Genomic DNA, 24,200 nt, shown 5'->3' on the forward strand with positions numbered 1-24,200 from the left:
GCTTCATATTTCAATCCTTAATGGTAAAATTTTTTGATAAATTTCATAAAGTGTGAGTTTTAACTATTAACACATAAATAAATGGAAGCCTTAGACCTGCTGATGTAAAATAGAGACAGGAATAGAACGGGGTGAAGCTTATATATGATGGAATACTTTAAATTTAATAAACGTCTGGGAATCTCACTACCTTCCATTGGGCAAGAATGGGACGACATTGCGAAAGAAACACAGGACGACATTCTTCTTCACTGGGAATTGATACGAGGCAGCATTCCTGACCGAATTGCTGATTTAGAAGCCTCAATCAATTCAAAGCAGGCCGAATTAAACAATGAATCCGACTTCATACGTTCCTGTAAATTAAACAGCGAAATTGCTGAACTTGCCTCAATTATTAATGACCTATGGCTTTGGTATCGAACCCATCAGGATGTTACAACCAAACTACACGCTTAACGATAGAGTCTTACTTTCTATAATAAAAAAATCCCTCCAAATGGTGACAACCACTTAGAGGGATTTTTTTATAAGTCTTTTTTTAATTCGCTAACAACATGACCTATCTCTGGAAGAATCAATTTATTCATCGCTAGTCTAACTGCCCCAGTTGATCCAGGAGTGGCAAATACAGCCTTATTCTTGACAACTCCTGCAGCTGCACGAGAAAGAAGCGCTGCTGAGCCAATATCCTCCTGATAGCTTAACATCCGAAAAAGCTCGCCAAAACCGGTTATCTCTTTGTCAAAGAGGTTTTGAAGGGTCTCAATCGTCACATCACGCATCGCAATCCCAGTTCCTCCGTTTGTCAGAACAACATCGATTTCTTGATTGCTACAGCCTTTCAAAACTTCACTTCGAATATGATCTGCCTCATCTTTGACAATGACATAATCAGAAATGATGTGTCCTGCGCTCTCTAGCATCTCCATCATTAACTTGCCACTTTTATCCGTATCCTTATTTCTGGTGTCACTGACCGTAATTACTTTACAATGAACTCGGTTTGGTGCAGCCTGTTTATGTTCTTGTGTACTCATTTGGTTACACTCCTCTATGTACAAAATAGCGCATTTGATAGTATTTATGAGCAAACTCAGTAACTTTTCTGGTTAGCTGGTAATTGGAAGTAGCACCTATCCCCATACTGATAATGGGAAGACCCTCTAACTTTTTCTTGCGGAACATCATAATCGCAATGCCTTTCATAATCTGATTGATGGGTTGTTCAATCCAAGTTACATCAGTGAGTTCTTCCTTCCCATCGTAAAAATAAAACTCATTTTCATCCGCTTGCTTTAAATCGTCCATAAGTTCATTCCAACCACTATACTGCATCCTTTTTGGCATCATAGATGCATGGAAAACTTTCAATGCTGTCATCATTTCAAAAGGAGTATTGATCTCATACCCATAGGCCATTGCAATTAACTGCACTGCTCTAAGGTTGATAACGGCCATCGCCGGAATGTCTGCCCCAAGCACGAGGTTTCCACCACTGCCTGAAATTCCCCCTTGAACAAAAGAGTAAAGACGATGCCTTGCAATTTGTTGATCAACAATATATTGAATTTGCTCTAAGTTTAAATTTTTCATTTCCCCGATTGATTCCATTTCAGGGTTAAACACCCGTCCAGCTGATAGGATTCTTTCTTTAGCATCTGCCTGTAGCTGTGAACCTTGGATAAGAGAATGAAGATGGAACAACCAATTATCAAAATTCGAAAAGAACTGTTTTTGCAGTTCTTCTGGAAGCAATGAAAATGTCCGCTCTAGATATTTGTCATATACCAGTTGTAGGTCATTTGGCACGTAATCAGAAAGGGCTAACTCCCATTCCTTCAGTTCATCTAGTACCTTCTGTTCCCTCTCCGTTAATGGCATTGTGAACCCTCCAGCAAAAAATTAGTATCCTAAGTATATCACAAATGGAAAGTTCCTCGCTTTCATGAAGAAGTAGAAAAGCTGAAGTGCTCTGTTCAGCGGCGTATGGCCTGGAACTCGAACTAAGATTAGGAAACACGAAGAGATGGCGTATTCGTACTTGACTTATCATAAGGGGAAATTCAGAGCTTTGTTGATATTTAAGCTGAATACTAAGTGTCTAGGTTATACCCAGAAAACAACCACCAATTATGAGAGAAGAGATCTAGGGTGGTTAGGGCACTTGGATTGGTTTGATAAATAACGGGAAAATTTCCCCTTAATTAGGAAATGGCACTGAGTATCTGTGAAATAGCGGGAGGGATTCCCCTTATTTGACTCGAAACACATCAAAATAGGTGATTTTGCTTTATATAAGGGGAAAAACTCCCCCTATTTACCCCTATACGGGCTCTAATCTGCATTTAACGGGAAAATTTCCGCTTATTTACTATAGCTGGGGGATACTTAATCTTTATTACAACAACCTTATCTTTAAAAAAAAGGCAAAAGCGACTGCTTTTGCCTTTTCCCACTTATTTCGCAAGTCTTTGAATATCTCTTGCAATCATAACTTCTTCGTTTGTCGGAATCACCATTACTTTTACAGGAGAATGAGGATAGCTGATGAATGCTTCTTCCCCACGTACTTTATTAAGGGCCGGATCCCAATACACTCCCATAAATTCTAGTCCTTTAAGAACACGCTCACGAATGGCTGAACTGTTTTCACCGATACCAGCTGTGAAAATAATCGCATCAACACCACTCATCCGTGAAGCATAAGAGCCAATATATTTATGGATTCGATTCCCGAAAACCTGTAGGGCAAGCTCAGCTCGCTCATTTCCTTTTTCAGCCTCATCCTCGATATCACGTAAATCGCTTGAAAAGCCGGAAACTCCAAGCATTCCACTTTCTTTATTTAAGACATCAAGTACTTCATCGGCCGTCTTATTTGTTTTTTCCATAATATATGGGATAAGAGCAGGGTCAATGTTCCCTGAACGCGTCCCCATGGTTACACCTGCTAATGGAGTAAAGCCCATTGAAGTATCAATTGATTTGCCGCCTTCGATCGCAGCAATACTTGCTCCGTTTCCAAGATGGCAAGATATCAAACGTAAATGTTCCACTGGCCGTCCTAGCATTTCTGCTGCACGCTCGGAAACATATTTATGTGAAGTGCCATGGAAGCCATACTTTCTAATGCCATACTCTTTATAATAGTTATACGGTAGGCTGTATAAATAGGAATTCTCTGGCATTGTCTGGTGAAACGCAGTATCAAATACGGCTACCGCTGGTACGTTTGGAAGTGCCTGTTGGAACGCACGGATTCCAGTTAGATTGGCTGGATTGTGAAGGGGAGCTAGCTCTGATAACCCTTCAATTTTCTTTAATACATCCTCTGTAATTACTACTGAATCATTAAATTCCTCTCCGCCATGAACGACTCGGTGACCTACCCCTTCAATTTCATTTAGGGACTGGATAATATTAAGTGAAATTAATTTATCCAGTAGCATTTTAACAGCCACTTCATGGTTGGGAATATCCAATATATCTTTTACTTTCTCATCATTAACGGTTATTTGAAAAATAGAATCATTCAGCCCGATTCTTTCTACAATTCCCTTTGTAATAACATCTTCACTTGGCATCTCAAACAACTGAAATTTCAGAGATGAACTACCGGCATTGATTGCAATCATTTTAGCCATATTTCTTTTTACGCTCCTTTATTTAACAACTTGTGCACTCTTACTTATTCTGCGCAACAAGCCCGATTTCTATCTCTCCAATCATTATTAAAGCACTGTCGATTTGACATTTCAATCGTGTTATCGCTTACACTATAAATGTGTTTTTATTCAGAAACTCTGAAAATTTCGGCAACAACTTTATCTGCAGGATAACCTTAAAAGCATAGTGGTAACAGGGGTTAAGTGGAGTAGCTAATCTATTGATGGGATAAAAAAAACCGATGTAGAGGCATCGGTTTTCATCTCTTATTCTCCTCAAACCAACGATCGATTCTTGTGAGAATGTTATTCATCGCTTGTCCATCGGAAAGTTTCGGCAAATCCACAAGCAATGCTTGCTTTGGCGGCTTAACTTCTGGAGCCTTTTTCTGTAAAATTAAAATACTTTTTGCTGCTGTTTTGTTTTTAAACATCGCTAACGGTAGTTGGACAATTCCTTGAATGTATACGTGCTCCTTAATAAACTCATGAAGGTGAACCGATTGTTCACTTTCAAACATTCCATTCGGAATAAGGAAGAATAGATATCCTCCGTCTTTTGTATGGTTTGTGCTCTGTTCAATAAATAAATGATGCGCATATGTATGGCCACTTTTGGCATGAATTTCATACCCAGCTGCTCTAATATCATTTGGGTAGTAACCCACTGGGAGATCACAAATGACCGCATCAACGGGATCGATGAACAAAGGTTCAAGTGTGTCTTGATTAAATAACTCAACCTCATGGGTCTGCAAGTTTGCATTTACATAGGCTAACTTAATTAGGATGTCGTCTATCTCACTTCCTAAAGAAACAATATTTTTATCTAATTGATGATTTAATACCGTTGATAATAAATTCCCTGTACCAACAGCGGGGTCTAACAAGCGATAGCTTTGTTGTTGAACGAATTTATTAACTAGATAACCTATAAACATTCCAACGGAGTCGGGAGTCATTTGATGATTGGGCTGAACATTTTCTTTCATCCCTTTTAATATTGCAAGTTGAAAGGCCTTACGTATCTCCTCTTTAGAGAATTCAGCAAGCTTAATTTCACTGTAAAGTTTTTCAAGCCGTTTGTAGGTCCACTCGCTAAGGTCGTCTTGAAGAATTTTGCCTTGAAACAAGTTTTCCCCAGTCTCCGCCAGTGCCTCTAAATATGTACAAGATAATTCATCTTTCATCATATCTGCTGTTTCATTAAAAGCAGTAAATAATTTCTCTACAGGTACGATACTCAATATTATTATTCCTCCTGAACCTCATTATTTCTTCATTTTAGCCTTGAATATTCTTTAGGACAAGTCTAACGGTTTTTAATGTATACTTTTGAGTTTTTACAAAAGGCTATTTTCGTAAACTTTGTTACTATTGAATAAGGAGAGGTTGATTTGCGCTCCAGGATGCTCGCTTTCCGCGGGGCGTGCGGTGAGCCTCCTCGCTCGTTCCTCGCTGTGGGGTCTCACCTGTCCCGCTGCTCCCGCAGGAGTCTCGCACCTTCCGCTCCAATCAACCGGTTTCATAAAAGGTTTTCATTCACACAAAGGCATGATAACCACAATTCTTTTAAAAAAGGCATTAACTTTGTATTAGCTCGAGGTATATCGTTCCCTTAGTTGAAGTCATACTTTAACAAGGTCCTAAAATAAAAACCGCAGAAATGATTCTGCGGCTGTCTAGATTAGTCGGTTTCCTATGCTTGCTTGGCTGCTTCTAGAGCAGCTTCGTAATTAGGATGATCTGTTGCTTCGCTGACATATTCAACGTAAGTTACTTTATCGTTAGCGTCTACAACGAATACGGCACGAGCTAAAAGGCGTAATTCCTTAATCGCTACTCCATATGCTTCACCGAAAGATAATTCACGGTGGTCAGATAGTGTTTGAACGTTTTCAATACCATTTGCTCCACACCAGCGCTTTTGTGCGAAAGGTAAATCAACACTAACGGTTAATACCTTAACATTACCTAAATTAGCTGCTTCTTCATTAAAACGACGTGTTTGGGCATCACAAACACCTGTATCAAGTGAAGGTACAACACTAATCAATCGTACAGACCCCTTTGAGTCTTGTAATCCCACCTGTGATAAATCGTTTGCAAGCACAGTAAAATCAGGAGCCTGATCCCCAACTTTTACTTCATTGCCAAGTAATGTAACTGAATTCCCCTTAAAAGTAACATTTGCCATCTATCTCATCTCCTTGTCCAAATTATGTACAGTGTAAATATATCTTTTATCAGAAAATTTTTCAATTATTTGATATGCATAAAAAAATGCCGAGTAGGTTAACGGGACGTATTCTATGAATGGCTACAAATAAAAAGTTAACTTTTCATAAAGAAAAGTTAACTCCAATTGGTTACAATTCTAGATCTTGTTTTGGTCCCTTATATTCGCTAGGATTAGTAGGTTGAAGATTATCACTATTATTATTGCTGCTCTGATTATTATTTTGATTCTTGTTGTCGCTACCCTTTGATAGCATTTGTTGAATTTTTTCTACAGCCTGAGGAGCAACATCCATGATTTTTTCAATCAGGTGCGTATTCTCATCGAGATGAAGCATTTTTACACCTTGAGAACTTACAATTAAAAATGCGATTGGGGTTATGGATACTCCACCACCACTACCTCCACCAAAAGGCTGTGATGATCCACTTTCACCATCGATAACAAACTCACTTCCACCCGCTGCAAAGCCAAAGCCTACCTTGGAGACTGTCATGATGACACTACCATCCGGGGTTTCAACAGGGTCACCGATGATTGTATTGACATCAATCATTTCCTTTAAATTTTCCATTGCAGTTGTCATAAGACCTTGAATTGGATGATCTGACATTTGTACTTCCTCCTTAATTAAACTGAGTTTGATTTATCATTAGAAAGAACCGAGAGAGGCTTCGTTTTGAAATTCGGCATCCCGCCCTTCCAATATTTAATCAGTTTCATTCCTGTCCATATAGCATGCCCGACACGAATTTGAAAGATACACTTCAATTGTATTTTTGTGGTGAATTGTTGAAAAAATGGGGTAACTGTTAAAACAGGTTTTACACGCAACTTCATCAAGTTACTTATTAAACCAACTAATGAACCTTTTGCAGCCCAAACTCCGCCACAAATGACACCGGTAGCGGCCGCATCCCCAATTCCAACCCCTGTATGCCATTCAAACTTCCTAACAATGACCTTGCTTAGTAGTTTCCGAATATGAGTATGTAAGCCTACAACATGGTCAATTAATTGTTTTGTATCATTAAGAGTATTAGCTAAATCTTCTTTTTCAAACTGCTTTTCCCCTTGTTGCTGTGTTTTTTCATCTGGGCCAGTTTTCGTTTTTTCCTTGATAACTATGGAGGGACTATCCTCATCTATCTTTATCATCGGTATTTCTTTCTTATACTTTATAATTCCCCCCCAAGCCTTCAAAGTAACCGTCAAATTATCATTTTGATTGCCGTGAAAAAAATCGATATGAATCTTTACCTTAGTAAAAATAACTAAAATTATAAATAGCAGGATAACCAGTAGTAACAGTAATAGCCACTTCAAATTTGCTCACTACCTTTCAGCCTCCCATTATAGGCAAGAGAAAAAAAAATAAACCTGCCTAATGGCAGGTTTTTATCTTTCATGAATAACAGAAGTATCTGCGAACAAATCATGTAGCCCTTGTTTCTTTGGTAGGAAAGCAACGACCACATAAGCAATAAGGATAGTCGTTGAAATAAAACGGCCAATCCATTCTCGGAATAAAATCGCTCCCCAGGTAAGGCTATCTCCTTTGAGATGTATGACTTTAATCCCAAACACCATTTTACCCAACGTCTGTCCCGTTAGCTTGGTCATTAGGACAAAATATAAATAATAAGTAAAAGCAGTTGCTATCGCTATCGGGGTGAACATACTAGTTTCAGCAATCGATAAATCTAAAGAGCGAAAAACTGGGTAAATCACCAAACGATTAACACTACCGATGACAACCAAATCCAATAAATATGCCCAAAATCTCATCCAAAATCCCGCATATCGAGGTGGATTAGAGGCTAGAGAGGGCTTTTCGTCTCCCTTACCTTTCACGGTCTCACTCTCACTTAAGTCTGTTTGGTCTAGCCCTTCGGTTTCATTTCCCTCATAGCTCATAACCTAAGTTCACTCTCCTTATTCAGCATATAAATACATCAACCTTGGAGAATTAGGTTGAGACAATAGCTTCATTAAAGTCGCCATTTCTAAATCTTCACCCATTAACTTTTGTGTTCCGACGCTGAAAAGAGAATCTAAACCAAAGTTTACTGAGTATTGAATCACTTGTGCTTTTGGAAGCTTCTCGTCCTCTTTCACAACTTCAATTACATCGTCTAGATGACCCAGACCATCAATTAGATTTAATTCTAAAGCTTGCCTACCATCGTAAATACGGCCATCCGCAATCTGTTTTACTTCGTCAACGCTCATATTCCGCCCTTCAGAAATGACCTTAACAAAACCCTCATAGGAATTATCAATCATTGACTGTAAAATTTCTCTTTCCTCCTCTGTCATCTCCCTTGAACCGCTCATAATATCCTTATACGGTCCACTCTTAATCGTAACAAATTCAACACCATATTTCTCAGCAAGACCTGCATAATTAACTCCCTGCATGATCACTCCTAAAGAACCTGTCAATGTTTCAGGGCTCGCGTAAATTTTATCTGCCGGTGCTGAGATATAATAACCTCCAGAAGCAGCCATAGATCCCATCGATACATAAACAGGCTTGTTTACTTCATTTTGAATTTCAATAATTTTATCGTGGATTTCCGCACTTTCAACCACTCCTCCTCCAGGAGAATTAACCCGCAGGATTATGGCTTTCACCGTATGGTCATCCTTAGCATAATCTAGCTGCTCAATAAACTTGCGATGATTATAACCCGTTGTTTCTAAAAAGGAACTTGAACTACCTGTATCCTGAATGGTTCCATTCACTGTAAGAACGACAATCTTGTTTAAAGCATCTCCTTCTTCTAAAACTTCCTCCATCACTGCATCTTCCGCTGCGAACATATCAGAAAAGGCTGTATCGAATCCTGAAAAAGCAAAGGATGACAGAAGATTTACAAATACCGAAACAACAAATAATACAGTTGCAATAGCAAGTGCCGCCCATCTTTTTCCGTTCATGTAATTCCTCCTTTTGTTCAAATTTTGTTAACTAGTTCGTTTTTACTTAGTGGTAAACTTTAATTAATCTCTCCTATTTTAGCAAAAAATGCGTAATAAGGGGTAATATAACAATGAGCAATTTAAAGTCTGGAGGAATCAGAATGCCAAATCGTCAAAAACTCTATTTTTACCATAAGCCGGATGCTGCAACTATGGAAGTTGTTGCTCCTCTTTATGATTTAGCGAAAAGGTATGATTTTATTTTAGAAAAGGATTACCGAAACGCAAACATAATCGTTAGCGTCGGTGATGATGACACGTTTCTACAAGCCGTGAGAAATACTCGCTTTAGAGATGATTGCCTATATGCAGGGATTTCAATGACTGGAAAACGAACTATCTATTGTGACTTCGAATCTGAGGACCAGTCTACAATCATAGAGGCAATGATGAATGATAATATTGAAGTGCGCCGTTATCCTACCATCGATGTGAATATAGATGGTGAGACAAGCTTTCAATGTTTAAATGAGTTCAGTGTACGTTCGTCGATTATCAAAACATTTGTCATGGATGTCTTTATTAATGATTTACATTTTGAAACTTACCGCGGCAATGGAATGCTTGTATCAACACCAACGGGGAGTACTGGTTACAATCGCTCACTTAATGGTTCAATCGTGGATCCTCTACTTCCATGTATTCAGGTAAGTGAAATTGCCTCACTTAATAATAATCAATATCGGACACTAGGATCTTCATTTATTTTAGGAGGAGACCGCAAACTAACCTTAAAAGTTGTCCAGGATGGAAATGACTACCCAATTATGGGAATGGATAACGAGGCCCTTAGTATCCAACATGTTGAAAAAATTGACGTTAAATTAAGTGAGAGGCAAATAAAAACCATTAAACTAAAAGATAATTCATTCTGGGAGAAAGTGAAAAGGAACTTTTTATAGTAAAAATAAAGAGCCCAATATTTGGGCTCTTAGTTGTGGATAATAGGGGGTTTAACTTCAGATTAGCCCGGACGCATTGTTAAGTAAATCTGTTGATTGGAGTGGAAGGCGCGCAGACTCCTGCGGGATCAGCTGGACAGGTGAGACCCCACAGGAGCAATAGCGACGAGGAGGCTCACCGCCAGCCCCGCGGAAAGCGAAGCGCCTGGAACGGAAATCAACAGCCCCTTTTCTCCTCAAACCATAATAAAAAAACTATAGACAATCTCGATTTATACAAGTTTGTCTACAGTCTAAGAGCCCAATATTTGGGCTCTTTGTTATATATGAGTACTTTTTTCTTTTCTCCATTTTAACTCTATACTTGAAACTAGTTTCGTCCTTGAAACGGAGTAAATGGTCAATGCGGCCCAAATAAAGGTAAAGGCCAGTAACTGTGACATAGAGAAATTTTCCTCGTAAATAAAAATTCCTAAGATTAGCATGATTGTAGGGGCAATATATTGTAAGAATCCAAGCATCGACAGTGGAATCTTTTGCGCACCTCTAGCAAAAAATAATAGTGGGACAGCCGTCGCGACACCCGAACCGATTAAGAGAAGGCCTGTTTCCCATCCACCAATTAGTAGCGAATGACTAGATTCAAAGAATAAGATCATATAAATCATGGCTATTGGAGTTACCACCATTGTTTCCAATGCTAATCCAACAGAGGATTCAATTTTAATCATCTTTTTCGCCATTCCATACAATCCAAATGATAGCGCGAGGGTAATCGCAATCCAAGGAAATTTTCCGTAGGACATGGTCATGATAACCACACCTATAGCTGCCAACAAAAAAGAAAAAATTTGGGCACGTGATAACTTTTCCTTGAAGAAGACGATCCCAAGCAGGACCGATACAAGTGGGTTTATATAATAGCCTAAACTGGTCTCGACCATTTGCTCACTGTTAACGGCCCAGATATAGACAAACCAATTTATGCTGATGAGAACGGAGGCAATGACTAGTGCAAGTAATTGCTTTTTATTTTTTGCAAAACCTTTCAAGGTCCCAACGAATAACGACCATTTTTTTGTCAGACCTAAAAGTACCAACATAAATAGAAAGGACCAAATCACTCGATTAGCTAGAATCTCTTCTGCTCCAACATGATCTAGCAACTTCCAATAGATTGGAAGGAACCCCCATAAAATATAAGCACCGGCAGCATAAAGAATCCCATTTTGTTGTTCTGTACGGTTCGCCATACCCACTCCCCAATTCTTTCTAGACTCGAAATAATTTCATTATATCGAGGTGGAAGATGACTGACAATCTTTTTTTATTTACAATTAATCAGAAAAAAATGCAGGAATGATTTCCTGCATTCGCTTTAGCTATAGACTACACTTCTAATTCATTTTTTCGAAGCTCAATACGGCGAATTTTTCCCGAGGTTGTCTTCGGTAGTTCCTTGATAAATTCAATCTTTCTTGGATACTTATATGGAGCTGTCAAATTTTTAACGTGTTCCTGTAACTCAAGAATCAGATCTTTACTTGGAGAGATTTGCTCTTTTAATACGATAAATGCCTTTACGATATGCCCGCGGACTTCATCAGGGGAAGCAACCACAGCGCACTCCTTAACTGCAGGATGTTTTACTAGAGCGTCCTCAACTTCAAAGGGGCCGATTGTGTAGCCGGAACTAATAATAATATCATCCCCGCGTCCCTCAAACCAAAAGTAACCAGCTTCGTCTTTTTTTGCTTTGTCCCCGGTAATATAATAATCACCACGGAATTGCATTGCAGTTCGTTCAGGGTCTTTGTAATAATTTTTAAATAACGCCGGAGTATCCATATGGACGGCGATATCCCCTACCTCACCAATCGCACAAGGTTCTCCATTATCATTAATAATTTCCACTTTGTTGCCCGGGGTCGGTTTCCCCATTGACCCCTCTTTCATTTCCATCCCTTTCGTTACTCCGACAAGCAAAGTGTTTTCAGTTTGCCCGTAGCCATCACGAACATCAATATTAAAATATTTCCTGAAGGTATTGATTACCTCACGATTTAACGGCTCTCCAGCAGATACAGCACTTCGTAATGAAGGTAGTTTATATTGACCTATTTGGTCAACTTTAGCCATTAAGCGATATTCCGTAGGCGTACAACATAAAACATTAATCTCGTAGGTTTGTAACAACTCGAGGTATTTGGTTGGTTCAAATTTTCCATTATAAACAAAGCCTGTCGCACCTGTACCTAAAACAGAGAGGAACGGACTCCATATCCATTTCTGCCATCCTGGTGCAGCTGTTGCCCATACCCTATCGCCTTCTTCAATGGCTAGCCAATGTTTGGCTGCCGTTTGAAGATGGGCATAGGCCCAACCATGGGTATGAACAACTCCCTTAGGATTGCCAGTCGTTCCTGATGTATAAGAGAGGAAAGCCATATCTTCTCTTTCTGTGTCGGCCAACTCAAGAACGGGTGAAGCATAGGTGCACTCGTTATCTAAGTCAATCCATCCATATTCCTGTTTACCTACAGAAAACCTCAATAAGTTTTCGGCCTCTGGAATACCAGAAAATTGGCTAACATATGGGTAATAACTAACAATCGCCTTAACATCACCATGTGTGATTCGATATTGTAAGTCCTTTGTTCTTAGCATCTCTGAACTTGGGATTACAACTAGACCTAATTTTAATGCTGCGATATACACTTGGTAAGCTTCAATCAATCGTGGGATAACAACTAGGACAACATCTCCCTTTGTTAATCCACTCGTCTTGAAAACATTACCAATTCTATTTGCATTGTTAATTAATTCTTTATAAGAAATGTTCTTAGCTTCGCCATTTTCATTTTGCCATTGTAGCGCAAGCTTCCCCTCTGTTTCAGCAAAACGCTCAAACTCTGAAATTAGATTATACTTCTCCGGTGCAATTAATTGATTTCTATTCATAAAGTCCCCTCCCCTTTTTAGTACCTAGTAATAGCACTTAATACCATTATACAGAATTCATTATTTTTTGTAATCAATTACTTTAGGGTGCGGACAAAACAATAGCACAGTGGGTAGAGGGCTAGAAATTGGAGAGTTTGATGGGGGGACGTCAACGTAAAAAGAAGCGGGATTGCTCCCGCTTCTTTGTAGCCATTTTATTTATTTTTTATTATCTAGAAAAACCGCTCATTTGCTGTTGAGCCATAGAAACCAAACGCTTAGTGATTTCTCCACCAACAGATCCGTTAGCACGAGAAGTTGTTTCAGCACCAAGGTTTACGCCAAATTCAGAAGCAATTTCAACCTTCATTTGGTTAAGAGCTTGTTCCACCCCAGGTACTAATAGGTTGTTTGAGTTGTTTGAGTTGTTGTTAGCCATGTGATGTTCACCTCCTTGTGAGTATAGAGTGTGTAGAATCACATGACTTAATACAATTCAACTGTTGGTAAATATTCACAACTTTGAAGGGAAACTGTACATAATTTATAAATAAAAGGGCGCTATTAGTGTTGTTTAAGAGCTATGACTTGTTGATTTCGGCTTCACCCTATGGTTAAAATAAATCTTCCTCGATTTGCTGTTCCATAATTGGTTTAACAACTATCGTTTCGGTTTCGTTAACGGCCTTCTCGATTAGAGGTTCAAAATCAAAAAAGCTTTCATAATGCTGGACTTTTTCAAGTTTTGGTTTCGTCTTCGGTGAAGACGGAACGAAGACAGTGCAACAATCTTCATATGGTAAATTAGAAATTTCAAGGGTATCGATTTTAGCTGCAATATCCATTATTTCCGTTTTATCTGTAGTAATAAGCGGCCTTAAAATAGGGGTATTTGTTACCTCGTTAATCGCATACATACTTTCGATTGTTTGGCTTGCAACTTGTCCAAGACTTTCACCTGTAATAATCGCGAGTCCACCATTCTTTTCACGAAGTCGGTCCGTTACTCTTAACATTAGCCTTCTAGTTGTTGTCATTGTATAATTCTCTGGTACTTGCTTGTGTATCATTTGTTGAATTTCAGTGAAAGGCACGACATGCAGAACCATTTGGCCACTTACTTCCGACAACTTCTTAGTCAAATCCACTACTTTTTGCTTTGCTCGTTCACTTGTAAACGGGGGGCTAGCAAAATGTACTCCCTCCACTTCAATGCCTCGTTTCATTGATAGATAACCTGCAACCGGGCTGTCAATCCCACCTGAAAGCATGAGCATAGCCTTGCCACTGGACCCAACCGGAAGTCCAGCTGCACCTCGAATTGTTTCTGCAGAAAGGTATGCAGCTTCTTCTCGAACTTCTATTTGTAGATTTATATCTGGGTTCTTAACATCAACCTTTAACCCCGGGATATTTGTTAACAAATGGCCGCCAAATTCATAATTGATTTCATTTGTATCGAGTTCAAATTTTTTATCAGATCTTTTTCCAGTGATCTTAAACGTTTTCCCATCACTATATAAACGTTTAAATAATTCCAATGCTGCCGCCTTCATTATAGTAATATCTTTCTCAACCTTAACAGCTGGGCTAAAAGATTGGATTCCAAAAACGTTTTTAAGTCTTTCACTTACTTTTATGCCGTCCTCCCCGTTTAATAGGACATACATCCGATCACGATCAGACTGGACACGAGCCTTGGGAAAGTCCTCAATCGCTTTTCTAACACTTCTTCTTAATTTATCAATAAATTTATTTCGGTTTCGTCCCTTCGTTGAGATTTCACCGTATCGAATCAAAATGCGGTCATACATCATCTATTTCATTACCTCTCTTAATCGTTTTACATTATCTATTACTGCCGTTAAAACCTTCTCCGCTTCCTGCTGATTGTTCTCATATGAAAGACTCATCCGAATTGAACTTGCTGCTTGGTCAGCAGGTACTCCCATGGCAACTAAAGTTTGGTTCGGCGCATTGCGTTTTGACGAGCAGGCACTCGTGGTTGAAACATAGATGTCTCTTTCCTCAAGAGCGTGGACCAAAACCTCTGCCTTGATTCCTTTTAATGAAAAGTTCAATATATGCGGAGCAGCGTTCTTCTCTGGAGTATGAATCGTAACCTCTGGAAGTTGCTTTAACCCGGATTTTATTGTACCCATAATTTGTTGTAAATGGTCAATTTTTTGTTCACGAAGTTCAAGAGACATCCTAAGAGCTTTTGCCATCGCAACCACACCCGCGACATTTTCGGTCCCGCTTCGTCTTCTTCCTTCCTGGCCACCACCTGATAAGAGCGGAGATATTTGCACCCCATCTCTCACAAACAGTGCTCCAGTTCCTTTTAGGCCATGGAACTTATGCCCTGATATCGTACATAAATCGATACCACAGTCATAAAAATCGAGCGGGACCTTTCCCACACCTTGAACATGATCAACATGAAAGTAGATTTTAGGAAATTGCTTTAGGACTTCACCAATTTCTTTGATGGGTTGCACCGTTCCAACCTCATTATTTATATGAATAACTGAAACAAGAATTGTATCAGGTCTAATCGCATTTTTGACTTCAGTCGGGTCCACACGTCCATGTTTATCTACTGGTATATACGACACTTCAAATCCAAGTTCAGCTAGCTGCTCCATAGAACTGCGAACAGAAGCATGTTCAATTTCAGTGGTAATAATGTGCTTTCCACGACCCTTATGCTCCATGGCCACACCTTTAATGGCAAGATTATTTCCTTCGGTCCCACCAGAAGTGAACACAACCTCGGACATCTTAACCCCGAGGAGTTTTGCCAATTGTGTATGAGCCTGAGCTAAGAGTTTCTCGGCTTGACCACCAATTTGATGTAGTGATGATGGATTTCCAAAATAACCGGTCGAAACCTTAATAAATGAGTCGAGAACTTCAGTAAATGGCTTGGTTGTTGCACTATTGTCAAAATAGATCATGACACACTCCTCCTTTGGTCCACCTAATCACAATAGCTAACAAAAAATTTTAACATACTATCTCATTTTTGAAAAACATTCAATGTTGAAGAACTTTCTTTTTGGTTTACGCAAGAAATAAGGCCTCCAGTATGTGGAGGCCTTTTATTATACATGTGTTTCAACGAATATTTCCTCAATTTTCTTTAACGCTCCTGGCTCTACTTCTTCAATTGCGGCAGCAGCTTCTTCAAGTGCTTGTCGATAGTCATAGTTTCTAAACGAATCTTCCGCTTTCTTTAACCCCTTAGAAACAGACGGGTATTTACTGCGATAGCGATTTCCATATTGAATCACTCGTTCAGCGAGCTTAACATTTTCTACTGTTTCCTTCGTTGTCGAAGCCAGCTTCCCAACCGTAAGTTCAGCAATTTCAAGATATTGTTGAACTGTTGGGATATTTAGAGGCTTTTGTTCAAGCTTATCCGCAACATTCTGTATACTTTCTTTTGCATCTTCTAAAAGATATTTATAGCCCTGGGCCAAACCAGGCAGGTTGCTTTGGGTTATTAGCTTTACCATTTCCGTAATCTGCTTTGAAAGCTCCCTGACTTTATCCCGAGCAGCCATTTCATCTTTTCTTAACGCGTTCAGCTTTTCCTTAAAGTCTTGTTGCTCGTGGTTACACTCTTCAAGGTCCTCATTCAATGCAGTCAACTCTTCTTTAAGGAAGCTATAAGCTACTTCCCCTTGAATCATTTTTGCTACTAGCACTTCGTATCTTTTGGATAACTGTTCTAGACGTTCTTCTGCAAGCAAGTGCGCATCTAGTTCTTTGTCTGCTAATTCGTAACTCTGCTGTACTGTTTGAATTTCTTCCTGAATAATGTCACTTTCATCAACAGTTGTTTTAAACAGATCCTTCAATTCCTTTTCACTCTTATGAATGAATTGTCTAGCAATCGCTTCGTTCTCAAGAAGGTCAAATAGCTGATCAAGTTTTCCCTTTAATTCCTCAATCCCGACCTTCATGTCATCAATTTCGGTTTCATCGATTAGGGCTTGAAACTCACTCAACTGTTTCTCCGCCTCTTCAATCACTTTTTCAATGCCGAGATGATCGAGGACGTAGCCTTGCTGAACCATTTCCCTACAGCCCTCTTTCAGTTCATTTATCTGGGCTGGAATTCCTAGTTGACAATCATGAATCAGCTGTGGAATCATTTCCATTTTTATTTCCATCTCATCAAGCCTATTTTTAATACTGAGAACAATTTCCCTTGCTTCAAGGTAGTTGCCATTTTCAGTCTTTTCGTCAAATTTCTCAAAATCACCCGAAATATCGTTTAGTTGATCTTCAAGCCCCTTTTCAGCTTTACCAAAGCTATGTCGATGAGCCAAAAGGTTCTTTCGACAATCACGATACTGCTCTTTTAATGAGTCAATTTCACTCCGGTTTTTTTCCTCACTACCAACAAGTTCGTTCAGCTCTTCAAGAATGCTACTGATTTTCTCCTCAATTCCTGTAAGTCTACTCTCGATAGAACCTAGTGACTCTTTGGCTTTCCCAAACCTAAGTTTATCGGTAAAATCTTCCGCATCGAGTAAGAATTCTTCAATATCAGGTAATTCAGAAGTGACGATATCGTCCCATTTCTTCCGCCATCTTTCGAAGAGCTCCTCTGTTTGCCCAGTCATATTGAGTTTTTTAACCTTTGACATCTCGTCAAGCACTGGACGGTTCATAATATCGATTTTCCACGCTTCATACCTGTCAACTTCATTAAAATACTTCCGCTTCATAAAATATCCTATAAGAAAAAGGCCAATTATGACGCCTAAACCAGCTATTATATACTCCATTCTAATCCCCCTGGGTTTTCATACAAAAAATCAGAATTGCAATTATCTATATAAAAAAGAAACTGTTTTTTTTATGTACTTATGATACCATGTAAACGACATTTTTTGACCAGTAATTTCAATTTTTTGTTTAATTTCTTATCGAATATCATCAGATTCTGTCAAGAACCTAATGAAATGGAGCTGTACTGTATGTTTAAAGATGGTCATGTACACACACGATTCTGTCCACATGGAACAAACGACCCCTTCGAAGCCTATGTTGAACGGGCATTAAAACTAGGGTATACAGAGATATCCTTCACAGAGCATGCCCCTCTTCCAGATAGCTTTATCGATCCTACACCATTGTCGGATAGTGCTATGAACAAAGACTACCTTGATGAATACTTTGCAGAGATTGCTGAACTAAAAGAGAGCTATGCGGGTAAAATCAAGATAAACGCCGGACTTGAAGTAGATTATATTGAAGGGTATGAATTAGAGATAGCTCAATTTTTAAATCAAGTAGGAGCAAAACTTGATGATGCAATTCTCTCTGTCCATTTTTTAAAAGATGCTCAGGGTGGTTTTTCTTGTTTAGATTACAGTCCTGAAAATTTTGCTACCATGATTGCGAATTACGGTTCAGCTGAAAAAGTTTATCAAAATTATTACCGAACTGTGTTGAAGTCCATCCAAGCCGAATTAGGTCCCTTTATGCCAAAACGAATTGGGCATATCACTCTCGTACATAAATTCCGTTTAAAATATCCTGTTCTAACCTCCTTTGATCAGGAAATCCTTGCAATTCTAGAAGCGATGAACGAGAAGGGGTATGAGTTAGACCATAATGGCGCTGGTACAGCTAAGCCTTTATGCAGAGAACCCTATCCCCCAGCAGCCATTGCTCAGAGAGCTAAATCGCTTGGGATTCCGCTTATATACGGTTCTGATGCCCATCAAGCAAAAGAACTTGGTCAGGGTATTGACATAATTAAAGCTCACTAACAAAAGCGCAAGCGCCTTGATCAGCCCCGTGAGTCTAGACGAGCCGTCAATAAGGTTGTTTTTTAACCTTCTTGACGGCTTGTACGAAAAGCGGAGGCGACTGCCCAGGGACGACAAGCATAAGACGCGCCCTGTAAGAAGGTGCTTTTTACCTTCTGAAAGGGAGTGGCTTATGTCTTCCGAGTCCCTAGGAGCCGCAGCTAGACAAGCTTATGACCCGAGGGGCTAGGCGATGGAGCTGGATACAGAGAACGAACACAATTATCCACACCCTTAAACTTTTATAAATTCCTTAACAATAACAAAACCGGCAGTTCCAATCTGCCGGTTTTGTTATTTATATTGAGACGATTCTTCGAGCCGGAATTGATTTTGGCTCACATAAGACGGAATCAATCCACGCAAAGACCTCACGGCTGTATTTCTCGATGAAGTATTTTTCATGGGGAAGAATATGCAGAACTTCATTCACATAATGAATATTTAAAAATGGAGTATTCAACAAGCTCTTGAACTGGAGGATAACATAAAGGACTGAATGGTTCCGAAATTCCTTTGTCCTCATTCCCTTTTCGAGGACTTTCTTCAAATAATAACGTTCCTTGACATGGTATGTTGACATCACTTCCCGCACCATTTGGGAATCAAGTGTCATTTCTCTTAAAATAAACCTTGTCAGTTGAATATTCTTACTTTGATAGTTCAACAGGTTCTCAACAATCTTTTTAAGCGCTAGTTCAGCGCCTTCTTCTTCTAATAACAAATAACCTTTTTCTAATTCACTTAAGTAGTTTTCAAAATAGGCTGTAAAACAGTACTCTAGCAGTCCTTTCTTATTTTGAAAATAATAGGCGATATTAGCCGGATTAACCCCTGCTTTGGCAGCAATATCACGAATCGAAGTTCCACTGAAGCCTTTCGTATTGAACAGAAACACTGCCGCTTCAACAATCGAATCTTTCGAATTTTTTCGCATTCTCCTTACCCGCCCCTTATTCATTGTTTTCCCTAGTCAGCCAGCAATGAAATAGACCTTCTCTCTTTTTCTATATTCTTATTACTTTCTTGAAAACAGACTGTTTTCCTTTAATATTTTATCGACAAATTTCCCATCTTCTTTGGTTTTCTGGTAAAATAAATCGTGCATTTTCGTAGAAAAGGGTGAAATAACATGTTTAAAGTCGAATCGTATAAGGATAATCGCGAAAACAACTATAATTTACTTATAAAGCAGTTAAGAGGGCTACTTGAGGGTGAAAAGAACATGATTGCCAATTTAAGTAATGCCTCCGCCCTTTTAAACCAGTTTCTAGATCGGGTGAATTGGGTTGGCTTTTATTTAATGGATGATGGGGAGCTAGTGCTTGGTCCTTTCCAAGGATTACCCGCTTGTGTAAGAATCCCTATTGGTAAAGGAGTATGTGGAACATCAGCTCTGAAGCTCGAAACAGTAAGAGTAGAGGATGTCCACCTTTTCCCTGGTCATATCGCCTGTGATGCGGCATCACAATCTGAAATTGTTATTCCGTTGGTGGACAACGGTCAACTAGTAGGCGTACTAGATATCGATTCACCTGAAAAGAATCGTTTCGATGAACTTGATCAACAAAAGCTTGAGGAGTTTTGTTCTACATTAATGGAATTGTATAAAGGCTAAAATAAAGCTGCGGACCTAGGTGTTCGCAGCTTTTTCTCTTCTACTCTAGTGCCTGCTTCATATCGGCCCAAATATCCTCCCAAGCCTCTAACCCAACAGAGAGTCGGAGCATATTATCAGAAATACCCATTTTTATTCTTGCATCTTCTGGGACAACAGCATGGGTCATTGTCGCTGGATGCTGAATTAAGGTTTCGGCATCACCGAGGCTGACAGCGATTTTTATTAGTTTTAATTGGTTTAGGAAGGCATGAGCCTCCTTTTTCCCGCCTTTTATCGTAAAAGAAATCAATCCACCCGGTTGCCGCATCTGCTTTTCAGCTATTTTATTATCAGTCCAAATAGGGTAGAATACATTCTCCACCATAGGATGGTCAGCTAGTGCTTTTGCAATTTGTTGAGCATTCTCACAATGTCGATCCATGCGAATAGGCAAAGTTTTAAGACCTCTTAACAACAGCCAAGCGTCAAACGGAGACATAATCCCACCGATATCCTTTTGAGTTGTGAGCGAAACTTTTTCCATGAACGTTTTCTCACCTGCAGCTAATCCGCCAATAACATCCCCATGTCCACAAATGTATTTCGTCGCACTATGGATAACCACATCACAACCGAGTTCAAGTGGCTTTTGCAAATAAGGGGAGCAGAACGTATTATCAACAACAACTGGAATTCCCTTTTCTTTAGCTACCTCGGCCACCATTTGTAAATCCACCAGCTGCATCGTGGGGTTGATTGGGGTTTCAACATAGATACAAGTTGTATTGGGGAAAATTGCCTTCCGAATGTTCTCTTTTGTATCCATTCGTGAAAATTCATGGTCAATTTGAAACTTTTCTTTCATTAATTGAAGGAGCCCGAAGGTACACCCGTACACTCCTTGCGAACAAAGGATGTGATCTCCACTTTTAACAAGTGAGAACAGGACTGCGGAAACAGCGGCCATCCCCGAGCTAAAGGCAAGGGCTTTCTCAGCTCCCTCTAAGATTGCCATTCTATCTTCAAGGATCTTCACTGTTGGATTTCCAAGGCGGGAATAAACAAACCCAGCTTCCTCCCCAGCAAACCTTCTTTCTCCCTGTTCAGCATTTGCAAATGTAAAAGTACTTGTTTGATACAACGGTGGTACTAGACTATCGTGATAGTTTTCAGTATGATAGCCCCCGTGGATAACTTCTGTTTCAAAGCGCTTTTTTGACATGGCCTTTCCCCCTTAAGTCATCTATAGTTATAGGATATGGCCATTTGCCTAAAATGTTTTTCAAACTTACCCTTGACTTTCCAGTCATAAAAATAATATAATACTCTTTGTGTAAAATATCGCAGCCTATGTGAACATTATTATGATTGTATTTTGTTCCTCGAAGCATGCAAAGAAGCTTAGATGGTGCATCTTGTAACCCGCTGCTGCTAGGGCGAAGGTGCATGAAAACAAAATATCCATAATAGAAGTCTCACAAACTGTTTTTATTTTACCAAAATAAAAACACGAGGAGGAGTCATTCATGGCTCGTTATACTGGCCCAAGCTGGAAATTATCTCGCCGTCTTGGAATCTCTCTAAGCGGTACAGGTAAAGAATTAGAAAAACGCCCTTACGCACCTGGACAACACGGTCCTAACCAGCGTAAAAAACTTTCCGAATACGGATTGCAATTACAAGAGAAGCAAAAGCTTCGTCATATGTACGGTGTTAATGAGCGCCAATTCCGCACTCTATTCAATAGAGCTGGAAAAATGCAAGGTGTACATGGTGAAAACTTCATGGCTCTACTTGAGTCACGTTTAGATAACGTTGTTTACCGCCTTGGTCTTGCTCGTACTCGTCGTCAAGCTCGTCAGTTAGTTAACCACGGTCACATCATGGTAGATGGCGCTCGCGTAGATATCCCATCTTACCGTGTAGCTGCTGGACAAACAATCACTTTACGTGAAAAATCACGTAATCTTGATATCGTTAAAGAAGCAGTTGAAGTAAACAACTTCGTACCTGATTTCTTAACTTTCGATGCTGACAAGTTAGAAGGAACATTCACTCGCTTACCAGAGCGTTCTGAACTTCCAGCTGAAATTAACGAAGCTCTTATCGTTGAATTCTATTCTCGTTAATAGTTTCACTGACAAACCCTTTGCCATTATTGGCAGAGGGTTTGTTTTTTGTTGAGCGGTCGTTTAAGGATAAAATACCCTCCCAAAAAGGTTTTTACTAGTAGAGTCATTAGGTTTTAAAGCCGTATATTTGGTTATTTAGGGTAAATTAGGAGCCGCATTAGATTAGGTTTTCTTGCGTATACGGTACGGTGTATGGTATTTATTCCCCGTACTAGGAATAAACTATCCCTAACAGGGAATAAAATGCTCCTAACCGGGAATAAAATGACCATTACGAGCAAAAAGGCCCGGAGTGGAGGGTATATAATCATTTAAATCGAGGTTTAGAGGTCGATTATGGGTAATAATACCCTGCCAAAAATGCTTTTACTAGTAAAGTCATTAGGTTTTTGAAGGAAAAGGCGTATATTTAGTTATTTAGCGCTAGCTAAGAGTCACATTATGTCTGTTTTATTTACATATACGATAAGGGGTATTACTCCTCCCCCCTGTACCGTGTTTCGTAAAAAAACACCCGAGCTTGTCGGGTGTTTTTTAAATTAGTATTTAATTAGGAAGTATTTTTTCTTCCCACGGCGAATAATGGTGAATTGGTCTTCAATTCGATCTACGGCACTTAAAACATAACTAGTATCCGTTACGCGTTCTCCATTTATAGAAACAGCACCATTGTTAACGTCTTCACGGGCTTGGCGTTTTGATGAAACAATTTTTGCTGAGACCAACAACTCAACAAGCGACAATTCTTCTTCACCAGTTACTGCATAGGATGGCACATCTTTAAAGCCTTCCTTAATTTCAGCAGCTGAAAGATTTTTCACCTCTCCACTGAAGAGCGCCTGTGAAATCTTGATTGCTTGTTGGAGTGCTTCTTCCCCATGAATCAAACGTGTCATTTCTTCTGCAAGGGCTTTTTGTGCTTTACGCAAATGTGCTTCTTCCTGAAGCGAGATTTCTAGCGCTTCAATTTCTTCCTTCGAAAGGAATGTAAAGAATTTCAAGTATTTAACGACATCTGCGTCGGCGGTATTAATCCAGAATTGGTAAAACTCGTATGGCGAAGTTTTTTCCGGATCTAACCAAATCGCGCCACCTTCCGTTTTACCAAATTTCGTACCATCTGCTTTTGTCACAAGCGGAATCGTTAAGCCATAGGCTTTAGATCCTTCATCTGCCATTTTGCGGATTAACTCCAAACCAGTGGTAATATTCCCCCATTGGTCACTACCGCCAATTTGCAATTTACACTGATGATTTTCATATAAGTGCAAGAAATCCATCGCTTGCAGAATCGTGTACGTAAATTCAGTAAAGGAAATACCCGTTTCTAATCGCGAGGAAATCGTATCTTTTGCTAGCATGTAATTGACACCGACGTGTTTCCCAAAATCACGTAAGAAGCTAACAACATCGAGCTTACTCGTCCAATCATAGTTGTTAACCATGATTGCGCCATTTTCCCCTTCAAAATTATAAATCTGTTGAAGTTGCTTTTGAATTCCTTGTACATTTCGATTAACATCTTCTAGCGTTTGCAGCTTTCTTTCTTCACTCTTCCCGCTTGGGTCACCTATTAGTCCAGTAGCACCACCGACTAACACAATTGGACGGTGCCCATGGTTTTGAAAGCGTCTTAAGGTAAGAAAGGGTAATAGATGACCAATGTGCATGCTATCTGCTGTTGGATCTACTCCACAGTACAGAGAAATGCTTTCCTTATTAAGTAACTCTAAAAGACCCTCTTCATCGGTCTGTTGGTAGACAACGCCACGCCATTTCAAATCCTGTAATAATTCCATGTTCGTTCCTCCAATATTCTTATTGCTTATCGCAAAATAAAAAGCGCCCCTGCAAATATTGCAGGGGCGCTATATGCGCGGTACCACCCAGCTTGAAAACA

General features: G+C 39.5%; 23 protein-coding genes and 1 other annotated feature (1 of these 24 running past the window's edge). Of the genes, 5 read left to right on the forward strand and 18 right to left on the reverse strand.

Annotation, left to right across the window (positions count from 1 at the left end):
• Positions 1 to 144: 144 nt before the first annotated feature.
• A complete protein-coding gene (locus tag BMX30_RS04475) occupies positions 145 to 459 on the forward strand; it encodes a hypothetical protein (protein WP_090741596.1) in 315 nt (104 codons plus the stop codon).
• A gap of 68 nt (positions 460 to 527) precedes the next feature.
• Here the strand turns inward: BMX30_RS04475 and BMX30_RS04480 are convergent, their stop codons facing one another.
• The 9 genes from BMX30_RS04480 to sppA form a co-directional block, all read right to left on the reverse strand.
• Entirely contained in the window at positions 528 to 1,040 is a 513-nt protein-coding gene (locus BMX30_RS04480; RefSeq protein WP_090741598.1) for a MogA/MoaB family molybdenum cofactor biosynthesis protein, read from the reverse strand.
• A 4-nt stretch (positions 1,041 to 1,044) separates the two neighbouring features.
• On the reverse strand, positions 1,045 to 1,884 hold the full coding sequence (locus BMX30_RS04485) for an EcsC family protein (protein WP_090741600.1): 840 nt from the start codon (positions 1,882 to 1,884) through the stop codon (positions 1,045 to 1,047).
• 575 nt (positions 1,885 to 2,459) lie between these two features.
• Positions 2,460 to 3,647, reverse strand: coding sequence for an acetate kinase (locus BMX30_RS04490; RefSeq protein WP_090741602.1), 1,188 nt, complete (start codon positions 3,645 to 3,647; stop codon positions 2,460 to 2,462).
• A gap of 281 nt (positions 3,648 to 3,928) precedes the next feature.
• Positions 3,929 to 4,915 (reverse strand): class I SAM-dependent methyltransferase, encoded by a 987-nt coding sequence (locus tag BMX30_RS04495; protein ID WP_090741604.1) that lies wholly within the window; start codon positions 4,913 to 4,915, stop codon positions 3,929 to 3,931.
• Between the two features lie 452 nt (positions 4,916 to 5,367).
• Positions 5,368 to 5,865: a thiol peroxidase gene (gene tpx / locus BMX30_RS04500; RefSeq protein WP_090741605.1), complete on the reverse strand. Its 498-nt coding sequence runs from the start codon at positions 5,863 to 5,865 to the stop codon at positions 5,368 to 5,370.
• 172 nt (positions 5,866 to 6,037) lie between these two features.
• Positions 6,038 to 6,520, reverse strand: coding sequence for a GerW family sporulation protein (gene ytfJ, locus BMX30_RS04505; RefSeq protein ID WP_090741606.1), 483 nt, complete (start codon positions 6,518 to 6,520; stop codon positions 6,038 to 6,040).
• A gap of 17 nt (positions 6,521 to 6,537) precedes the next feature.
• Positions 6,538 to 7,065 (reverse strand): DUF2953 domain-containing protein, encoded by a 528-nt coding sequence (locus BMX30_RS04510; protein WP_244532500.1) that lies wholly within the window; start codon positions 7,063 to 7,065, stop codon positions 6,538 to 6,540.
• A gap of 240 nt (positions 7,066 to 7,305) precedes the next feature.
• Entirely contained in the window at positions 7,306 to 7,824 is a 519-nt protein-coding gene (locus tag BMX30_RS04515) for an RDD family protein (RefSeq protein ID WP_090741611.1), read from the reverse strand.
• Positions 7,825 to 7,842: 18 nt separating this feature from the next.
• Complete coding sequence (gene sppA / locus BMX30_RS04520; protein ID WP_090741613.1) at positions 7,843 to 8,850, reverse strand: signal peptide peptidase SppA; 1,008 nt, start codon at positions 8,848 to 8,850, stop codon at positions 7,843 to 7,845.
• Positions 8,851 to 8,993: 143 nt separating this feature from the next.
• Here sppA and BMX30_RS04525 point away from each other — a divergent pair, with 143 nt between their 5' ends.
• Positions 8,994 to 9,794, forward strand: a complete 801-nt coding sequence (locus tag BMX30_RS04525) for an NAD kinase (RefSeq protein WP_090741615.1) — start codon at positions 8,994 to 8,996, stop codon at positions 9,792 to 9,794.
• Positions 9,795 to 10,114: 320 nt separating this feature from the next.
• Here BMX30_RS04525 and rarD read toward each other — a convergent pair whose 3' ends face one another.
• The 6 genes from rarD to ezrA form a co-directional block, all read right to left on the reverse strand.
• On the reverse strand, positions 10,115 to 11,047 hold the full coding sequence (gene rarD, locus BMX30_RS04535; RefSeq protein WP_090741619.1) for an EamA family transporter RarD: 933 nt from the start codon (positions 11,045 to 11,047) through the stop codon (positions 10,115 to 10,117).
• A 136-nt stretch (positions 11,048 to 11,183) separates the two neighbouring features.
• Entirely contained in the window at positions 11,184 to 12,755 is a 1,572-nt protein-coding gene (mbcS, locus tag BMX30_RS04540) for an acyl-CoA synthetase MbcS (protein ID WP_090741621.1), read from the reverse strand.
• Between the two features lie 211 nt (positions 12,756 to 12,966).
• Positions 12,967 to 13,176 (reverse strand): alpha/beta-type small acid-soluble spore protein, encoded by a 210-nt coding sequence (locus tag BMX30_RS04545; RefSeq protein ID WP_090741623.1) that lies wholly within the window; start codon positions 13,174 to 13,176, stop codon positions 12,967 to 12,969.
• 175 nt (positions 13,177 to 13,351) lie between these two features.
• Positions 13,352 to 14,554 carry a tRNA uracil 4-sulfurtransferase ThiI gene (thiI, locus tag BMX30_RS04550; RefSeq protein WP_090741625.1) on the reverse strand — a complete coding sequence of 401 codons (1,203 nt, stop codon included), beginning with the start codon at positions 14,552 to 14,554 and terminating at the stop codon, positions 13,352 to 13,354.
• Complete coding sequence (locus tag BMX30_RS04555; protein ID WP_090741627.1) at positions 14,555 to 15,697, reverse strand: cysteine desulfurase family protein; 1,143 nt, start codon at positions 15,695 to 15,697, stop codon at positions 14,555 to 14,557. It abuts the gene before it with no gap.
• 147 nt (positions 15,698 to 15,844) lie between these two features.
• Entirely contained in the window at positions 15,845 to 17,539 is a 1,695-nt protein-coding gene (ezrA, locus tag BMX30_RS04560; RefSeq protein ID WP_090741629.1) for a septation ring formation regulator EzrA, read from the reverse strand.
• 192 nt (positions 17,540 to 17,731) lie between these two features.
• Between ezrA and hisJ the strand changes: the two genes are divergently transcribed.
• Positions 17,732 to 18,529, forward strand: coding sequence for a histidinol-phosphatase HisJ (gene hisJ, locus BMX30_RS04565; protein ID WP_090741631.1), 798 nt, complete (start codon positions 17,732 to 17,734; stop codon positions 18,527 to 18,529).
• A 337-nt stretch (positions 18,530 to 18,866) separates the two neighbouring features.
• Here hisJ and refZ read toward each other — a convergent pair whose 3' ends face one another.
• A complete protein-coding gene (gene refZ / locus BMX30_RS04570; RefSeq protein WP_090741633.1) occupies positions 18,867 to 19,505 on the reverse strand; it encodes a forespore capture DNA-binding protein RefZ in 639 nt (212 codons plus the stop codon).
• A gap of 195 nt (positions 19,506 to 19,700) precedes the next feature.
• Here refZ and BMX30_RS04575 point away from each other — a divergent pair, with 195 nt between their 5' ends.
• Positions 19,701 to 20,186 (forward strand): GAF domain-containing protein, encoded by a 486-nt coding sequence (locus BMX30_RS04575; RefSeq protein ID WP_090741635.1) that lies wholly within the window; start codon positions 19,701 to 19,703, stop codon positions 20,184 to 20,186.
• Positions 20,187 to 20,226: 40 nt separating this feature from the next.
• Here the strand turns inward: BMX30_RS04575 and megL are convergent, their stop codons facing one another.
• Positions 20,227 to 21,390, reverse strand: a complete 1,164-nt coding sequence (gene megL, locus BMX30_RS04580) for a methionine gamma-lyase (RefSeq protein WP_090741637.1) — start codon at positions 21,388 to 21,390, stop codon at positions 20,227 to 20,229.
• A 304-nt stretch (positions 21,391 to 21,694) separates the two neighbouring features.
• Here megL and rpsD point away from each other — a divergent pair, with 304 nt between their 5' ends.
• Positions 21,695 to 22,297 (forward strand): 30S ribosomal protein S4, encoded by a 603-nt coding sequence (gene rpsD / locus BMX30_RS04585; RefSeq protein ID WP_090741639.1) that lies wholly within the window; start codon positions 21,695 to 21,697, stop codon positions 22,295 to 22,297.
• Between the two features lie 542 nt (positions 22,298 to 22,839).
• Here the strand turns inward: rpsD and tyrS are convergent.
• Positions 22,840 to 24,099 carry a tyrosine--tRNA ligase gene (gene tyrS / locus BMX30_RS04590; protein WP_090741641.1) on the reverse strand — a complete coding sequence of 420 codons (1,260 nt, stop codon included), beginning with the start codon at positions 24,097 to 24,099 and terminating at the stop codon, positions 22,840 to 22,842.
• Between the two features lie 59 nt (positions 24,100 to 24,158).
• Positions 24,159 to 24,200, reverse strand: a binding site (T-box leader) (it continues 173 nt past the right edge of the window).

It is taken from the genome of Mesobacillus persicus, from assembly GCF_900109925.1.
GTDB lineage: Bacteria > Bacillota > Bacilli > Bacillales > Cytobacillaceae > Mesobacillus_B > Mesobacillus_B persicus.

Excerpts from the sequence above, each read along its gene's own strand:
- mbcS (WP_090741621.1), bottom strand. The coding sequence starts at position 12,755 with ATGAATAGAAATCAATTAATTGCACCGGAGAAGTATAATCTAATTTCA.
- BMX30_RS04515 (WP_090741611.1), bottom strand. The coding sequence starts at position 7,824 with ATGAGCTATGAGGGAAATGAAACCGAAGGGCTAGACCAAACAGACTTA.
- BMX30_RS04545 (WP_090741623.1), bottom strand. The coding sequence starts at position 13,176 with ATGGCTAACAACAACTCAAACAACTCAAACAACCTATTAGTACCTGGG.
- sppA (WP_090741613.1), bottom strand. The coding sequence starts at position 8,850 with ATGAACGGAAAAAGATGGGCGGCACTTGCTATTGCAACTGTATTATTT.
- thiI (WP_090741625.1), bottom strand. The coding sequence starts at position 14,554 with ATGATGTATGACCGCATTTTGATTCGATACGGTGAAATCTCAACGAAG.
- ezrA (WP_090741629.1), bottom strand. The coding sequence starts at position 17,539 with ATGGAGTATATAATAGCTGGTTTAGGCGTCATAATTGGCCTTTTTCTT.
- BMX30_RS04480 (WP_090741598.1), bottom strand. The coding sequence starts at position 1,040 with ATGAGTACACAAGAACATAAACAGGCTGCACCAAACCGAGTTCATTGT.
- rpsD (WP_090741639.1), top strand. The coding sequence starts at position 21,695 with ATGGCTCGTTATACTGGCCCAAGCTGGAAATTATCTCGCCGTCTTGGA.
- BMX30_RS04490 (WP_090741602.1), bottom strand. The coding sequence starts at position 3,647 with ATGGCTAAAATGATTGCAATCAATGCCGGTAGTTCATCTCTGAAATTT.
- BMX30_RS04485 (WP_090741600.1), bottom strand. The coding sequence starts at position 1,884 with ATGCCATTAACGGAGAGGGAACAGAAGGTACTAGATGAACTGAAGGAA.
- BMX30_RS04555 (WP_090741627.1), bottom strand. The coding sequence starts at position 15,697 with ATGATCTATTTTGACAATAGTGCAACAACCAAGCCATTTACTGAAGTT.
- tpx (WP_090741605.1), bottom strand. The coding sequence starts at position 5,865 with ATGGCAAATGTTACTTTTAAGGGGAATTCAGTTACATTACTTGGCAAT.
- BMX30_RS04510 (WP_244532500.1), bottom strand. The coding sequence starts at position 7,065 with ATGATAAAGATAGATGAGGATAGTCCCTCCATAGTTATCAAGGAAAAA.
- hisJ (WP_090741631.1), top strand. The coding sequence starts at position 17,732 with ATGTTTAAAGATGGTCATGTACACACACGATTCTGTCCACATGGAACA.
- BMX30_RS04475 (WP_090741596.1), top strand. The coding sequence starts at position 145 with ATGATGGAATACTTTAAATTTAATAAACGTCTGGGAATCTCACTACCT.
- rarD (WP_090741619.1), bottom strand. The coding sequence starts at position 11,047 with ATGGCGAACCGTACAGAACAACAAAATGGGATTCTTTATGCTGCCGGT.
- refZ (WP_090741633.1), bottom strand. The coding sequence starts at position 19,505 with ATGCGAAAAAATTCGAAAGATTCGATTGTTGAAGCGGCAGTGTTTCTG.
- BMX30_RS04525 (WP_090741615.1), top strand. The coding sequence starts at position 8,994 with ATGCCAAATCGTCAAAAACTCTATTTTTACCATAAGCCGGATGCTGCA.
- BMX30_RS04575 (WP_090741635.1), top strand. The coding sequence starts at position 19,701 with ATGTTTAAAGTCGAATCGTATAAGGATAATCGCGAAAACAACTATAAT.
- ytfJ (WP_090741606.1), bottom strand. The coding sequence starts at position 6,520 with ATGTCAGATCATCCAATTCAAGGTCTTATGACAACTGCAATGGAAAAT.
- tyrS (WP_090741641.1), bottom strand. The coding sequence starts at position 24,099 with ATGGAATTATTACAGGATTTGAAATGGCGTGGCGTTGTCTACCAACAG.
- megL (WP_090741637.1), bottom strand. The coding sequence starts at position 21,390 with ATGTCAAAAAAGCGCTTTGAAACAGAAGTTATCCACGGGGGCTATCAT.